This window comes from Azospirillum sp. TSO22-1 (assembly GCF_003116015.1).
GTDB lineage: Bacteria > Pseudomonadota > Alphaproteobacteria > Azospirillales > Azospirillaceae > Azospirillum.
In genome coordinates this window covers 39,038-54,060 of record NZ_LGQZ01000011.1, presented here as the reverse complement: position 1 = coordinate 54,060, position 15,023 = coordinate 39,038, and the positions used below count along the sequence as shown (strand labels likewise).

Sequence of the window (15,023 nt, the reverse complement as noted above, 5' to 3'; positions counted from 1 at the left end):
CTCCCGCGAAACTAGGATAACCGCATATCTGGTAGCTTCAACTCCTTCCGCAATACTTTATCTAGCCAAGCCGCGACATTTTCGCCCGATCGATGGGCCGCGTGACGCGCGGCCTCCTTCACCTCGGCCGAGACACCGTCGAGCTTCCAGTACCGCCCCTGCCCCCAAGGAGTGGCCTGCCCGACCGGCTCCGCCATTTCGCTCATGGCGGCGAGCTTGGTGCCGACCAGTTCTTTCAAGTTCCGGTAGGTCGGCTTGATGCCATGCCGCTCCAGAACAGACTTGGCAGAGGCTACTTCGTAGCGGGCTCCAAACTTGTGAGGCTCTTTCAGGTGCCACTCGACGGCATGGGCGTAGGCGAAGGGCACGTACTCATTAGACGGATTGTACACGGAGGAGCTCGCCATCCCGACAGACCGCGCCGCAACTATGAAGCGGTGAGGCCAGTCGCCGAGCAGGTGATGCGCCATGGCAACCAGCACGCACCGGGCCCTCGGAGTCAGCAACGCCCAGTCATGAACCCGTGGTAAGGTTTCGGGCGGCAGGGACAGCCGGGGCTCGTGCAGGCTGATCCATTCCCTCAGCCCATAGGCATACTTGCCGCCAGCGATCCGGCGGGCGATCAGCGCCAGTATCTCCAAAGCCGCGAACGAATAGACGGGGCCGTAGCTGCCCAGCGTCCGCCATCCCTGATTCAGCGTGTCCAGCAGGTTCTGCTGCACCGGAATCGGATCGACAGGCGGATGATCCCCTGTGAAGCGGCGCACGTCGGCGCCACAGGACCAGCAGCAGACGCCTTCCCGGCGTTCTTGGCGCAGAATGCTGAACGGCTCGTTGCAGGCGGGGCAACGGTCGAGCAGAAGGTGCCCGTGCATCGGACAGACGGTTAGGAAGGATAGGCGCCATTCCAGCCGCAGGTGGGGAGTGGTGTCTTCTGCCAAGCATGACGGGCATACCTGCTGGCCGAAGCACCGCTTTGCCTTCTCCCGCCCGGCCGGCGGTAGCCAGTCCAGCTTGACCAAGCCATCGTCCCGCTCGAACGCCCATCCGGCCCAGCGGCGGAAGGTGGATTGCTCCAGAGCCTCTCTGGAAACGCCGGTCTTGTCGGCCATGGCGCCCAGCAGATGGATGTCGCCGTAGCGGTCGAGGTCCCGTGGACGGAGGCCACCGCTTGGCTGGACGAGCCGGTACAATTCGGCAGGCCGCAGACCGTTGGCGGCGGCAACGCGAGCGAACCAGGAGGAAAAAGACTCATCCTCCAGAAGGGGCGGCCGCCCCGGCCAGAGGTCATCGGCGGCTGGCAGCATCCCCAGGGCTCCCGAACGTTGGACCGGAAGGCCCCATGATCCGGGTCGGCGGCACCGTTGTCGCGGAGACGTCCGGACAGTCGCCACATGCTTCGCGCCGCACACCACCGCGTGATTCGGTCCCGAAGGACTCCATCCTGACGGTGATCCCTTTAGGCGAGAAGAATCCGAATTTCAGGATTGAGACGACGAATTACGGATTGAAGGCCGCGCGACTCCTCAGAGGCGCCCGACCACCCCATCAATTCGTTGGAAGACTTTGGGAAATCCGATCCGGAGAGTGCGGTTTCGTCTCACTTATGCGCGTCGCACTCTCACTTATAAGCCGCAATTCTCACCTAAAGGCGAAAGCGACAGCAAACCAGTTGCTTGGGCTAAATTCGTGGCGGAGGGAGAGGGATTCGAACCCTCGATACCCTTTTGGGGTATACACACTTTCCAGGCGTGCGCCTTCGACCACTCGGCCACCCCTCCGCGGAGGACGCGTTTATAGCCATCCCCGCGGCGGATCGCAAGCCCCTGTTTTGAGGTGCCGAACGCACCTTACGCAGCGGCCATCGCCGGCTCCGCCGCCACGCCGGCGCGGCGCTCGCGCAGCCAGGCCCAGGCCTTTTCGTGCAGGTGGAAGGCCACCGTGTTGCACAGCGGCTCGACCAGCGCCACCGCACCACCCACCGCCACGCTGCCTGTCATCAGGTAGCCCAGGGTGAACGCCACCGTGAAGTGCACGCACGCAAAGCTCAACGTCTTGGCCATGGCCCCCTCCATCAATGCCGCAGATGGAGAGTGCCGGCCGCGGCTCGCGCGGTCCAATCGCGAATCCGGACCGCAGCGATAGCTTCGCCCTATGGCGCCAACTCGTCCGCCACCTCGCCCACCGTGTGGCAAAGCAGCGCGATGTCCGCGTCGCGCGACAGGCGGTGGTCGCCGTCCTTCACCAGCGTCACCCGCACGTCGGTCCCCACCAGCGCATCGGCGAGGCGCAGGCTGGTCTGCCAGGGCACGTCCGCGTCCATCATGCCGTGCAGCAGCCGCACCGGGCCGGCGAACGGGATCGGGGCGCGCAGCAACAGGTGCCGCCGCCCGTCCTCAATGAGCTTGAGCGTCACCGGCTTGGGATCGTCGAAGTACTGCGACGGGCGGCACCACGCGCCATCGCGCAGCAGCGTGGCCCGGACGTCGTCGCCCAGCGCATCCCAGATCAGATCCTCGGTGAAGTCGGGGGCCGGCGCCACGCCGACCAGCGCGGCCACCCGCTCCGGCCGCCGCAGGGCGGCCAGCAGCGCGATCCAGCCGCCCATCGAGGAGCCGACAAGGATCTGCGGCCCCTGCGTCACATGGTCCAGCACCGCCAGCGCGTCCTCGGCCCACACGCCGACCGTGCCGTCATCGAACCGGCCGCTGGAGACGCCGTGGCCCTGGTAATCGAAGCGCGTGTAAGCGAGGCCGCGCATCGCCGCCCAGGCCTCCAGCGCCACCGCCTTGGTGCCGGTCATGTCGGACATGAAGCCACCGCAGAACATCACACCCGGCGACGCGCCGGGCCGAGAGGAGGGGGTGTGACGATAGGCTATGGTGGCCTCGCCGCGGGTCAGGCTATTGTGCCCGCCCGCCGGGGCGTGCGCGCGTTCGCTCATGGCTTCACCACATTCGCGTTTCGGGCATCATGATTCTGGATCCGCACCTTACCACCGCCGACGCAACGGGCAATGCGCCCACGGGGGGATCAGCGGCCTTCCGCCAGCCCGGCCGCCGGCCGCCGGTGATCCTGCAGGTGCTGCCCAACCTGGTGACCGGCGGGGCCGAGCGCGGCTGCATCGACGTGGCGCTGGCGCTGGCGGAGGCCGGGGCGACGCCGCTGGTGGCCTCCGAGGGCGGCCCCATGGTGCGCGAGCTGGACCGCGCCGGCGTCGCCCACATCACGCTGCCGCTGAAGAGCAAGAACCCCCTGGTCATCCGCAAGAACGCCGGGCGGCTGGAACAGATCATCCGCGACTTCGGGGTGGACATCGTGCACGCCCGCTCTCGCGCCCCGGCGTGGAGCGCCTGGATGGCGGCGCAGCGCACCGGCGCGCGCTACATGACCACCTTCCATGCGCCGTACAATTTCTCCAACGGGCTGAAGCGCTGGTACAACTCGGTGATGGCGCGCGGCGAGCGGGTCATCGCCATCTCCGGCTTCATCCGCGACCACGTCCTGAAGAACTACGACGTCGACCCGGCGGCCGTCCGCCTCGTCCACCGCTGCTACGACCCGGCGATCTTCGCGCCGGAACGCGTCACCACCGCCCGCCTGATCCAGCTGGCCACCCAATGGCGGCTGCCGGAGGACCGGCCGGTCATCCTGCTGCCCGGCCGGCTGACCCGCTGGAAGGGCCAGACCGTGATGATCGACGCGCTGGCCAAGCTGGGCCGCAAGGACGTGGTGTGCCTGCTGGTCGGCTCCGACCAGGGGCGCTCCGGCTACCGGCAGGAGCTGGAGGAGCGCGCGCGCCGCGCCGGCTTGGCCGGCGTGGTGCACATCACCGACCACTGCAGCGACATGGCCGCCGCCTACATGCTGTCCACCGTCGTGGTCTCGGCCTCCCGCGAGCCGGAGGCCTTCGGCCGCGTCATCGTCGAGGCGCAGGCCATGGGCAAGCCGGTGATCGTCACCGCCATCGGCGCCTGGCAGGAGACCGTGCTGCCCGGCGAGACCGCCTGGGTGGTGCCGCCGGACGACGCCGACGCGCTGGCCAAGGCGTTGGACGAGGCACTGTCGATGACGGCCGGGCAGCGCGCCGCCATCGGCGCCCACGCCCAGGCCTTCGTCGCCGAGCGCTACACCAAGCAGCGCATGTGCGCCGACACCCTGGCGGTGTACGCGGAGCTGCTGGCCGCGTAAGGCCATTGCCGATACTCGGCAATATTCAACCTTCGCGGTGCGGCAAAATTCCACATCGTGAAAAGACGGTGAAGACCTCGATAGCCTTTTTGTCACACCCCCTTGCGGGCAAGATTTGGCATGACGCATAGTCGTTCATGGAATTTTAGAATTCCCAAGTCACGATAAATACAAAAGGCCCTAGCCGGGAAGCCTAGGCCAGAGGTCATAAAGGGGGGAGTCATGCGCCTTCTCAAGGATCTTCCGATCTCGCGGAAGTTCGGCATGGTGGTGACCGCGCTGGCGTTGATCGCCGTGGCCATCGCGACGCTGGGCGTGCAGGCGATGCGCACCTACGACGGCTACGTCGACGAGATCACCAACGCCTCCGCCCGCGCCATGGACGGCGAACGCATGAACGGCCTGGTGCTGGCCGTGGTGATGGACTCCCGCGGCATCTACATGGCGCGCGACGGCAAGGAGGCGGAGAAGTACGCCCCGCCCCTGCTCAAGAACCTGGCCGGCATGGACCGCCTGATGAAGGAGTGGTCGGCGATCACCCCCGCCGCCGAACGCGCCCACAACCAGGAGATCGCCGCCAAGGTGCGCGAGTTCATCACCTTCCGCACCGAGCTGGTCCGCCTCAGCCGCGAAGCCTCCATCCCCGAGGCGCGCAGCTACGGCGACAACGATGCCAACCGCGCCAACCGGCAGGCGCTGAACGTCCTGCTGCAGAAGCAGGCGGAGACCGACAACGCCACCATCGCCCGCCTCAGCGCCGAGCTGGAAGCGTTCCAGACCACCATGAGCCGGCTGCTGATCGCGGTGCCGGCGGTCGGCATCCCGCTGACCATCCTGCTGGCCAGCGTGCTGGCCATCCGCATGATGGTCAACCCGATCCGCCGCATGACGGCGTCCATGCAGGAGCTGTCCGCCGGCCGCCTGGACGCCGCCGTGCCCGACACCGACAGCGGCGACGAGATCGGCGCCATGGCGCGCGCGCTGTGCGTCTTCCGCGACGCCATGCGGCAGGCCCGCGACCTGGCGCAGGAACAGCAGCGCACGGCGGAGGAGCGGCTGGCCCGCTCCCAGGCCATCGTCGCGCTGACCGACCGCTTCGACCGCGAGGTCACCGGCGTGCTGGCCACCGTCCGCACCTCGGCCGAGCGGATGCGCAGCACCGCCAACGGCATGACCGCCACCGCCCAGGACACCACCAGCCGCGCCGCCGACGTGGCGACCGCGTCGGAGCAGACCTCGGCCAACGTCCAGGCGGTCGCCACCGCCACCGAGCAGCTGTCGGCGTCGATCGGCGAGATCGGCCGGCAGGTCGCCACCTCCACCGAGATCACCCGCCACGCCGTCGGCGAGGCGCAGCGCGCCGACCAGCAGGTGCGCGGCCTGACCGACGCCGCCGAGAAGATCGGCGAGGTGGTGGAACTGATCAACTCCATCGCCAGCCAGACCAACCTGCTGGCCTTGAACGCCACCATCGAGGCGGCGCGGGCCGGCGAGCACGGCAAGGGCTTCGCCGTGGTGGCGACCGAGGTGAAGAACCTCGCCACCCAGACCGCCCGCGCCACCGAGGACATCGGCCAGCAGATCGCCGGCATCCAGCGGGTGTCCACCGACACGGCGACGGCGATCCGCTCGATCGGCGAGGTCATCACCCGCATCGACGGCATCGCCACCACCATCGCCACCGCCATCGAGCAGCAGGGCGCCGCCACCGGCGAGATCGCCCGCAACATCCAGCAGGCGGCGCAGGGCACCGAGCGGGTGAGCGTCACCATCGGCGGCGTCAACGCCGCCGCCCGCCAGACCGACGGCGCCGCTCGCGACGTGCTGGACGCGGCGTCCGGCCTGTCCGCCCAGGCCGATTCGCTGCGCGACCTGGTGCATGGGTTCCTCGATGGGGTGAAGGCGGCGTAAGGGCCGCTTGCCCCCACCCTAACCCTCCCCCGCTTCGCAGGGGAGGGGGCAGAGCGGCGGAGTTCCCTCCCCTGCGAAGCGGGGGAGGGTTAGGGTGGGGGCAATACCCTCATTTCAACCCCCATACTTGACTTGCACCGCGACGCCTTTAGAGTCTCGCGCGTTCCGGCGCGAGTCGGACCCGCATGAACAACGGAAGCGAACGGTGAATCCGGTGACGTCCAGCATTGCCATCACGCTGCCCGACGGCAGCGTGCGCGAATTCGACCGGCCGGTCACGGGGGCGGAGATCGCCGCCTCCATCGGCCAGCGTCTGGCCAAGGATGCTCTTGCCGTCAAGATCGACGGCACCGTGAAGGACCTCACCACCACCGTCACGTCGAACGTCAGGATCGAGATCGTCACCCGCAACCACCCCGACGCGCTGGAGGTGATCCGCCACGACGCCGCCCACGTGCTGGCGGAGGCCGTGCAGGAGCTGTACCCCGGCACCCAGGTGACCATCGGCCCGGCGATCGCCAACGGCTTCTACTACGACTTCGCGCGCGACGAGCCGTTCACGCCGGACGACCTCGCGAAGATCGAAGCGAAGATGCGCGAGATCGTCCAGCGCGACGCCCCCCTCGTGCGCGAGGAGTGGACGCGCGACGACGCCGTCGCCTACTTCAAGACCCACGGCGAGCACTTCAAGGCCGAGCTGGTCGAGGCGATCCCCGCCGACCAGGCGATCAGCGTCTACCGCCAGGGCGACTGGCTCGACCTCTGCCGCGGCCCGCACGCGCCCTCCACCGGCAAGGTCGGCACCGCCTTCAAGCTGATGAAGGTGGCCGGCGCCTACTGGCGCGGCGACAGCCGCAACCCGATGCTGCAGCGCATCTACGGCACGGCGTGGCGCGACGAGAAGGAGCTGAAGGCCTACCTGACCATGCTGGAGGAGGCGGAGAAGCGCGACCACCGCCGCCTGGGCAAGGAGATGGACCTCTTCCACGTGCAGGAGGAGGCGGTCGGCTCGGTGTTCTGGCACCCGAAGGGCTGGACGCTGTACCGCACCATCGAGACCTACATCCGCACCAGGCTGGAGCAGGCCGGCTACGTCGAGGTGAAGACGCCGCAGCTGATCGACAGCTCGCTGTTCAAGGCGTCCGGCCACTGGGACATGTACGGCGACAACATGTTCAAGGTGGAGGCGGACGAGGGCAAGAAGCAGCTCGGCGTCAAGCCGATGAACTGCCCAGGCCACACGCAGATCTTCAAGAGCGCGCTGCGCTCCTACCGCGACCTGCCGATCCGCATGGCCGAGTTCGGCTCCTGCCACCGCAACGAGCCGTCGGGCGCCCTGCACGGCATCATGCGGGTGCGCGCCTTCACCCAGGACGACGCGCACATCTTCTGCACCGAGGACCAGGTGCCGGAGGAGGCGGCGGAGTACTTCAAGCTGCAGCTCGGCGTCTACAAGGACCTCGGCTTCGACAAGATCGACGTGAAGCTGGCGCTGCGCCCGGACGTCCGCACGGGGTCCGACGATCTGTGGGACCGCGCCGAGGACGGCCTGCGCAGCGCGCTGCGCTCGGCCGGGCTGGAGTTCGAGGAACTGCCGGGCGAGGGCGCCTTCTACGGCCCGAAGGTGGAGTTCCACCTGACCGACGCCATCGGCCGCACCTGGCAGTGCGGCACGCTGCAGTACGATCCGAACCTGCCGGAACGGCTCGACATTCACTATATCGGTGAGGACGGTGCGAAACATCGGCCGATCATGCTGCACCGGGCCATCCTCGGCTCGCTGGAGCGCTTCATCGGCATGATGATCGAGCACTACGCCGGCAAGTTCCCGCTGTGGCTGGCCCCGGTGCAGGCGGTGGTGACCACCATCACCAACGAGGCCGACGGCTACGCGGCGGAGGTCCACAAGATCCTCAAGGCGCGTGGAATCCGGGCCGAGCTTGACGTCCGCAACGAGAAGATCAACCTGAAGGTCCGTGAGCACAGCCTTCAGAAGGTGCCGGTGATCGTCGTCGTCGGCCGCCGCGAGGCGGAGGAGCGGACGGTGGCGATGCGGTACCTCGGCGGTAAGGATCAGGAAGTTCTTGCCCTTGACGCCGCAGTCAATAAACTTACTGAAGAGGCGCGGTCCCCGGCCGGGGACCGTGGCTTCGATTCGCCATTCTGATTGACCGCCGTTCGCCGGGCCCGCCGCTGAGCCGGGGGCCCGCCGGACGGGGTCCATAACCATGGAGAGGGTTCCATAGCCAGGTTACCACAGGAAGCCGCCCCGACCCGCGACGGACCGCGGATCAACCGGGAGATCACGGCGCGTTCCGTCCGTCTCGTCGGCGCCGACGGCGAGATGGTCGGCATTGTTTCGCTGCGCGACGCTCTGATGGCCGCGGAGGAGGCTGGCCTCGACCTCGTCGAGGTGGCCCCGCAGGCCGAGCCGCCCGTCTGCAAGGTCCTCGACTACGGCAAGTTCAAGTACGAGGAGCAGAAGAAGGCCGCCGAGGCGCGCAAGAAGCAGAAGATCATCGAGGTCAAGGAGATCAAGCTCCGGCCGAACATCGATGACAACGACTACGACGTGAAAATGCGCGCCGCGACCCGCTTCCTCGAGGAAGGCGACAAGGTCAAGGTGACCATGCGCTTCCGCGGCCGCGAGATGGCGCACCAGGACATCGGCATGAACGTGCTGATGCGCGTGCGCGACCGCCTGGACGAACTGGCGAAGGTCGAGCAGATGCCCAAGCTCGAAGGCCGCCAGATGATCATGGTGCTGTCGCCGAAGTGACCGCGGTTCACCGCCTGCTTCAAAAAGAGCCCGCCGGAGACGGCGGGCTTTTTGTTTGAATCCCCTCCCCCCAACCCCGCCGGGGGAGGGAATCGCTCCGACCTCCGGACGATCCGCACATTGATATTCTAGTATGCGACGCGCCGTCGCATGTATCACGCCGAGGCACGGCGGTAGCATCAGCCACTTCCCGGCAGCCGTTCGACCGCCACGCGCATGACGACGCCGTGCCTTCGACCCTGCCGGCCGACACGGATCCCGCCCGGAAGAGCGCGCGCCCGCACAGCGATGCCCGCCGCCGCGCCCTTCCCCGCCGGGGAGCACTCACGAGGTGACATCATGCCCGAAAAACTGCGGCCTCTGATCTGGGTCGCCGTCGCCGTCCTCGGAGCCGCCGGACTCGGCGGCATCGCGCTGAACCGCGGCGAGACCATCAACGCCATCTGGTTCATCGGCGCCGCCGCCGGCGTGTACGCGCTGGCGTTCCGCTTCTACGCCGGCTGGATCGCGGCGAAGCTGATGGTGGTGGACGAGACGCGCGCCACCCCGGCGGAGCGGATCAACGACGGCCGCGACTTCGTGCCGACGCACCGCTGGATCACCTTCGGCCACCATTTCGCCGCCATCGCCGGCGCCGGCCCGCTGGTCGGCCCGACGTTGGCCATGCAGTTCGGCTACATGCCGGGCACGCTGTGGCTGTTGGCCGGCGCCGTGTTCGGCGGCTGTGTGCAGGACATGGTGGTGCTGTTCTGCTCGACGCGGCGCGACGGCCGCACACTGGGCCAGATGGCCCGCGACGAGCTGGGGCCGGTGGCCGGCTCGGCGGCGCTGCTCGGCACGCTGATGATCATGGTGCTGATCGTCGCCGTCCTCGGCCTCGTGGTGGTCAACGCCATGAAGCACAGCCCGTGGGGCACCTCGACCGTGTTCGCCACCATCCCGATCGCCATCCTGGTCGGCGTCTACATGCGCAACATCCGGCCGGGCCGGGTGCTGGAGGGCTCGCTGATCGGCTTGGCGCTGCTGCTGCTGGCGACGGCGGGCGGCGGCTGGCTCGACCACAGCCCGCTGCGCGCCTGGTTCGACTACGACGGCACAACGCTGGCGATGTTCGTCATCGGCTACGGCTTCGTCGCCGCCATCCTGCCAGTGTGGCTGCTGCTCGCCCCGCGCGACTACATCTCCACCTTCATCAAGATCGGCGCCATCATGCTGCTGGCGTTCGCGGTCGTCGTCCTCCAGCCGGAGATGAAGATGCCCGCGTTCACCCGCTTCATGGACGGCACCGGCCCGGTGGTCGCCGGCAACCTGTTCCCGTTCCTGTTCATCACCATCGCCTGCGGCGCCATCTCCGGCTTCCACGCGCTGATCTCGTCGGGCACCACGCCCAAGCTGATCGCCAACGAGCGTGACATCCCCATGGTCGGCTACGGCTCCATGCTGATGGAGAGCTTCGTCGGCCTGATGGCGCTGATCGCCGCCGCGGTGCTCGACCCGGGCGTCTACTTCGCCATCAACTCGCCGGCGGGCATCGTCGGCGGGACCGTCGAGAAGGCGGTTGCCACCATCTCCGGCTGGGGCTTCCCGGTCACCGCGGAGACCATGAACACGCTGGCCCGCGACATGGGCGAAACCTCGCTGCTGGCCCGCACCGGCGGCGCGCCGTCGCTGGCGGTGGGCATGGCGACCATCTTCGCCGGCGCCTTCGGCAAGTCGATGCTGGCGCTGTGGTACCACTTCGCCATCATGTTCGAGGCGATGTTCATCCTGACCGCGGTGGACGCCGGCACCCGCGTCGGCCGCTTCATGCTGCAGGACCTGCTGGGCAACATCTGGAAGCCGTTCGCCAACACCCGGTCGTACCCGATGACGCTGCTCAGCTCCGGCCTGTTCGTGGCGGCGTGGGGGTATTTCCTCTACATCGGCGTCATCGACCCGCTGGGCGGCATCAACATCCTGTGGCCGCTGTTCGGCATCTCCAACCAGATGCTCGCCGCCATCGCGCTGGCCGTGGCGACGGTCATCTTCGTGAAGTCCGGCAAGGCGAAGTACGCCTGGGTGACCGCGACGCCGACGGCGGTGATCGCCGTCATCACCACCTACGCCGCCTGGGAGAAGCTGTTCTCCGCCGACCCGCGCGTCGGCTTCCTGGCCGGCGCCGACGCGCTGGCCGCCAAGCTGGCCGCCGGCACGCTGACCGGCCCGGCGCTGACCTCCGCGCCGAAGCTGATCTTCAACCAGCGGCTCGACGCGGCGCTGACGGTGTTCTTCGTGGCGGTGCTGTGGGTGGTGATCATCGAGGCGGCCCGCCTCTCGCTGCGCCATCTCAACGGCCAACCGGTGCCGCCGCTGAGCGAGCACCCCTGGGAGGCGCACCCCGTCGGCGGCGACGATTGAGCGGAGGCCGGGTCATGCTGCACGTCCTGCGTGCCGGTTGGGAGGGTTTGCGCCAGATCACCGGCGACGACGCGTTCGAGCGGTATCTGGAGCGGCACAACCGCTTGCACCGGGACGTGCCGCCACTGAGCCGCGAGGAGTTCTATGCCAGCGAGCTGGACCGCAAATGGAGCGGCGTGAACCGCTGCTGCTGAGCGGTCCGATGCTCGGCAGGAAGCCCGCCGGAAATGGCGGGCTTTTTGTTGCCGTCACCCGGCGGCGTTCCACGCCTTAAGGACTCATTAATTACCCTAGGGTTGAATAGAGCGGGAAAACTCTCCCCTTGCGAGGCCAAAATGGCAACGATCCGCAACGACGGGGTGATGAGCGGCTCCGCGCCCTGGTGGACTCCGGGCGGCCGCCACCCTGCCGGCACCATGTCTGTCCTGCCTTCCCCCCGTTCCTACGGCGGGGACAGCGTCGAGATCTCCTCCCACGCCGGACGCATCAGGGATCTCATCTCGGTTCTGGAAAAGCTGCGCGACGTGGCGCTGCGACGGGCGCCCGAAGACCCCCGCTGGCTTCCCACCGCGCGCGCCTTGGCGCAGCCCATCACCGGCGTCAAATCCTCCAGCGACACCGTCTTCGTCATTTCGACGGAACGGAACAGCACCATCGGCATCGTCAGAAGCACCGAAATGCCGGGCGGCTACACCTTCGACATGGAAACGCGGCTGCGACTGGAAGGCGGTGACGGCAGCACCACGCCGACCGTTGAAACGCGCTTCACTCTGAAGGACGAGGCGCGCCTGCGGCTGCAGGGCGGCAAGCAGGACGACGTGCTGCTGGCCGGCACGCACGCCGCCGTCGATGGCGGCCAGGGCGACGACAGGATCGTCGTCGGCGACCGCTCGCGGGCATACGGCGGAGACGGCAACGACACTCTGGTCCTCGGCGACTTGGCCAGAGCCATCGGCGGAAGCGGTGACGACACCGTCGTGGCGGGTCACCGGTCGGTGGCCCACGGGGAGGCCGGCAACGACACGCTGACCGTCGGCAACCGCTCGGCGGCGTTCGCCGGCAGCGGGAACGACACCCTCGTCGGCGGCCATCAGTCCTGGTTGGCAGGCGATAGCGGCAACGATGTCGTCACGGCGGGCGACAATTCGCGGGTGGACGGCGGAGACGGCAACGACACGCTCGTTGCCGGCGAGCGTTCCGCCGTTCTGGCCGGAGACGACAACGATGTGATCGTCGCGGGGGATCGCAGCACTGCGACCGGCGGAGCCGGTGACGACGGCATCCAGGTCGGCGCCTACGGCCGCGCTTTGGGCGGGGTCGGCAATGACACGATCAAGGGCGGCGACGGTGGCATCGCGCAGGGTGGGGACGGCAACGATCACATCGAGTTGGGCGGGCATGCCTGGGCAGAAGGCGGGGATGGCGACGACACCATCACGGCCGGCACGCACAGCCTCGTCCGCGGCGGCAGCGGCAAGGACCGTATCACCGCCGGCGCGGGAAGCGTGGTCGAAGCTGGACGCGGCGACGACGACATCACCATCGCCGGCCCTGCGGACGGTGCGGAGACCAGCCAGATCATCTTCCAGGCCGGGGACGGCCACGACACCGTTCACGCCGCCGATCCGGCCACAAACGTGACCGTGCGGCTCGACAGCCCGATGAAGGCGTCCGAGATCCGCGCCGTCGTCGAGGGCGACACGCTCCGACTCCGGTTCGGCGAGAACGACTCCATCACCCTGGTCGGCTGGACCGGCAACGCAAACCCCACCGTCCGCTTCATGGACGGCACGACCACTGACGTCCGGACGCTGCTGAAGCATGACGGCAAGCCGGCGGCGCCTGCCTGAAATTAGGTGGTAGTGCATTGTAGAACCCCCACCTGGTCCCGACCTCTGCGGCGTCTTCCGCCACGATGCCGCCGATGCCCCTCCCCTCCTTTCTCCGCAAGACGGCCGCCCTGCTCGCCCTCGCCGTGCCGCTGGCCGTCGCCGGGCCGGCCGCCGCGGTCGAGCTGTTCGGCGAGACCTTCAAATCCGCCGGGGAGATCGCCGCCTTCAACCGCGGCGACGGCGTGCGCTACCTGGACCGGCAGGGACGCTTCCTCGGCTCGGTCGGCGAGAACTACGGCGAGATCGTGCCGATCGAAAAGATGCCGCGCCACCTGCTCCAGGCGCTGATCGCCAAGGAGGACCGGCGCTTCTTCGAGCACGACGGGCTGGACTATTTCGGATTGGCGCGGGCGCTGTCGGTGGCGGTGACCTCCGGCCGCTTCAGCCAGGGCGGCAGCACGCTCACCCAGCAGACCATGAAGAACATCTTCTTCAAGGACTACGGCCGCTGGGAGCGCAAGGCCTACGAGATCATCAGCGCCCAGGACTTCGAGGAGAAGGTCGGCAAGCGCACCGTCCTCTACCTGTACCTCAACCGCGTCTATTTCGGCTTCGGCGCCTACGGCGTCGATGCGGCGGCGAAGCTGTACTTCGGCCATCCGGCGGCGCAGCTGACGCTGAAGGAGTCGGCGGCGCTGATCGGCTCGCTGACCGCGCCGTCGCGCCTCAACCCGTTCGCCGACCGCGCACGCAACGAGGAGAAGGCGGGCATCGTGCTGGACGCCATGGCCGACGCCGGCTTCATCACCGGGAAGCAGGCGGCAGCCGCCAAGCGCCAGACGCTGGACCTGGCCGAGACCAACGGGCTGGGCGTCCGCATCGCCGGCCATTTCCGCGAGACCGCCAACGCCCGCTTCCGCCGCTTCCACGCCGCCCGCTTTGGCGGGAACACCGATCCGGGGCCGACCTTCACCGTGCGCACCACGCTGGACCGCGACCTCCAGGCCGCCGCCGTGCGCAGCCTGGAGCGCGCCGCCCAGCGCAACGCCAAGCGCCTGGGCGACGCCGAGTACGCGCTGGTGGCGCTGAACGACCGCGGCGAGGTGCTGGCGATGGTCGGCGGGCGCGACGCGGCGGCGCGGCACGACCACTTCAACCGGGCGCTCCAGGCGCGCCGGCAGCCGGGCTCGGCCTTCAAGCTGTTCGTCTTCCTGGCGGCGCTGGAGCGCGGGCTGACACCGGACAGCATGATCGACGGCTCGCCGCTGGCCTTCGCCGACGGCCGCTCGATCCGCAACTTCGACGACGCGTATCCGAAACAGCTGACGCTGCGGCAGGCGCTGGCGCGCTCGGTCAACACCGCCTCGGCGCGGCTGACCGCCGGGCACGTCGACGAGGTGGTGGCGATGGCCCGCCGCCTCGGCGTCGAGACGCCGCTGGAGGCCAACCTCGGCCTGGCGCTCGGCAACGCGGAGACGACCCTGCTCCAGCTCACCCAGGCCTATGCGATGGTCGGCAACGGCGGCACCAAGGTGGAGGCGCACGCCTTCCAGCGCATCCTCGACCCGCGCGGCCGCGAGGTCTACGCCTACCCAGGCGCGCCGGCGGAACGTGTGCTCGACGCCCGCACCGCGGCGGTCATGACGTCCATGCTGGGCGAGGTGATGACCACCGGCACCGGGCGGGCGGCGTTCATCAAGGGAGGAGCCGGAAAGACCGGCACCACCAACGACTACCGCGACGCGTGGTTCATCGGCTTTGCCGACGGCGTCGCGGGCGGCCTGACGGTGGGCGTGTGGGTCGGCAACGACGACAACGCGCCGATGAAGGGCGTCAGCGGCGGCTCCGTCCCCGCCGAGGTCTGGCGCGGCTTCATGCAGGACGCGGCGAAGCTGCGGAAGGGCTGACGCGTC

General features: G+C 68.5%; 11 protein-coding genes and 1 tRNA gene. 8 read left to right on the top strand and 4 right to left on the bottom strand.

Annotation, left to right across the window (positions count from 1 at the left end; genetic code table 11):
• Window positions 1–11 precede the first annotated feature (11 nt).
• From TSO221_RS03195 to TSO221_RS03180, 4 genes are all read right to left on the bottom strand, one after another.
• Window positions 12–1,307 (bottom strand): TniQ family protein, encoded by a 1,296-nt coding sequence (locus tag TSO221_RS03195; RefSeq protein ID WP_109117038.1) that lies wholly within the window; start codon window positions 1,305–1,307, stop codon window positions 12–14.
• A 383-nt stretch (window positions 1,308–1,690) separates the two neighbouring features.
• A tRNA-Ser gene (locus tag TSO221_RS03190) sits at window positions 1,691–1,781 on the bottom strand.
• Window positions 1,782–1,850: 69 nt separating this feature from the next.
• Complete coding sequence (locus tag TSO221_RS03185; protein WP_109117037.1) at window positions 1,851–2,063, bottom strand: DUF2061 domain-containing protein; 213 nt, start codon at window positions 2,061–2,063, stop codon at window positions 1,851–1,853.
• Window positions 2,064–2,152: 89 nt separating this feature from the next.
• Window positions 2,153–2,944: an alpha/beta hydrolase gene (locus tag TSO221_RS03180; protein WP_109117036.1), complete on the bottom strand. Its 792-nt coding sequence runs from the start codon at window positions 2,942–2,944 to the stop codon at window positions 2,153–2,155.
• 29 nt (window positions 2,945–2,973) lie between these two features.
• Here TSO221_RS03180 and TSO221_RS03175 point away from each other — a divergent pair, with 29 nt between their 5' ends.
• The 8 genes from TSO221_RS03175 to TSO221_RS03140 all read left to right on the top strand — a co-directional run bounded on the left by TSO221_RS03175 (window position 2,974) and on the right by TSO221_RS03140 (window position 15,017).
• Window positions 2,974–4,191 (top strand): glycosyltransferase family 4 protein, encoded by a 1,218-nt coding sequence (locus tag TSO221_RS03175; RefSeq protein ID WP_109117035.1) that lies wholly within the window; start codon window positions 2,974–2,976, stop codon window positions 4,189–4,191.
• A 222-nt stretch (window positions 4,192–4,413) separates the two neighbouring features.
• Window positions 4,414–6,102, top strand: a complete 1,689-nt coding sequence (locus tag TSO221_RS03170) for a methyl-accepting chemotaxis protein (protein WP_109117034.1) — start codon at window positions 4,414–4,416, stop codon at window positions 6,100–6,102.
• A 214-nt stretch (window positions 6,103–6,316) separates the two neighbouring features.
• Window positions 6,317–8,269, top strand: a complete 1,953-nt coding sequence (gene thrS / locus TSO221_RS03165; protein ID WP_109117074.1) for a threonine--tRNA ligase — start codon at window positions 6,317–6,319, stop codon at window positions 8,267–8,269.
• Window positions 8,270–8,344: 75 nt separating this feature from the next.
• Window positions 8,345–8,881 carry a translation initiation factor IF-3 gene (gene infC, locus TSO221_RS03160; protein WP_109117033.1) on the top strand — a complete coding sequence of 179 codons (537 nt, stop codon included), beginning with the start codon at window positions 8,345–8,347 and terminating at the stop codon, window positions 8,879–8,881.
• Between the two features lie 339 nt (window positions 8,882–9,220).
• On the top strand, window positions 9,221–11,278 hold the full coding sequence (locus TSO221_RS03155; protein WP_109117032.1) for a carbon starvation CstA family protein: 2,058 nt from the start codon (window positions 9,221–9,223) through the stop codon (window positions 11,276–11,278).
• A 14-nt stretch (window positions 11,279–11,292) separates the two neighbouring features.
• Window positions 11,293–11,472, top strand: a complete 180-nt coding sequence (locus TSO221_RS03150; protein WP_109117031.1) for a YbdD/YjiX family protein — start codon at window positions 11,293–11,295, stop codon at window positions 11,470–11,472.
• Window positions 11,473–11,613: 141 nt separating this feature from the next.
• The gene (locus TSO221_RS03145) at window positions 11,614–13,128 is read left to right on the top strand and encodes a calcium-binding protein (RefSeq protein ID WP_109117030.1); all 1,515 of its coding nucleotides are present in this window, start codon (window positions 11,614–11,616) and stop codon (window positions 13,126–13,128) included.
• 74 nt (window positions 13,129–13,202) lie between these two features.
• The gene (locus TSO221_RS03140) at window positions 13,203–15,017 is read left to right on the top strand and encodes a transglycosylase domain-containing protein (RefSeq protein ID WP_158283979.1); all 1,815 of its coding nucleotides are present in this window, start codon (window positions 13,203–13,205) and stop codon (window positions 15,015–15,017) included.
• Window positions 15,018–15,023 lie beyond the last annotated feature (6 nt).